At 61.5% G+C, this 733-nt stretch carries 1 protein-coding gene; it reads left to right on the top strand.

All coding sequences use genetic code 11. The features are described 5' to 3' along the window. Positions 1 to 106: 106 nt before the first annotated feature. Positions 107 to 733 (top strand): electron transfer flavoprotein subunit beta/FixA family protein (locus ACRYR9_RS19770; protein WP_432540229.1); only part of this gene is annotated, 627 nt, incomplete at its 3' end.

The following is a 733-nucleotide window of genomic DNA, read 5'->3' as shown; positions in this document are numbered from 1 at the left end:
CATCGAGGGCGAGGCAACGGTGATGATCACTTCGCGTGCGCAGCGCGCAGCAAGCGAGCTCCAGGCCATGCCCTCGGTGGCCTGAACCTCAATAGGAAATCCTCTCATGAAAATTCTCGTATCCGTAAAACGCGTGGTGGACTACAACGTCAAGGTGCGTGTGAAGTCCGATGGCAGCGGCGTGGACATCGCCAACGTCAAGATGAGCATGAACCCCTTCGACGAGATTGCTGTTGAGGAAGCCGTGCGCCTGAAAGAAAAAGGCGTGGTCACCGAAGTGATCGCCGTCTCCTGCGGCGTGGCCCAGTGCCAGGAAACGCTGCGCACTGCCATGGCCATCGGCGCCGACCGCGGCATCCTGGTCGAGACCAATGAAGAACTGCAGCCGCTGGCCGTGGCCAAGCTGCTCAAGGCTCTGATCGAAAAGGAACAGCCCGGCCTCGTGATCCTGGGCAAGCAGGCCATCGACGACGACTGCAACCAGACGGGTCAGATGCTGGCGGCGCTGGCCGACCTGCCGCAAGCCACCTTCGCCTCCAAGGTCGAGATCGCTGGCGACAAGGTGAACGTGACCCGCGAAGTGGACGGCGGCCTCGAAACCCTGGCGCTGAACATACCTGCGGTCATCACCACCGACCTGCGCCTGAACGAGCCGCGCTACGTCACGCTGCCCAACATCATGAAGGCCAAGAAGAAACAGCTGGACACCTTCAAGCCCGAGGAACTGGGCGTG

The sequence above is a fragment of the Kineococcus auxinigenes genome, assembly GCF_050871525.1.
GTDB lineage: Bacteria > Actinomycetota > Actinomycetes > Actinomycetales > Kineococcaceae > Kineococcus.
This window is presented reverse-complemented; position numbering and strand designations above follow the sequence as displayed.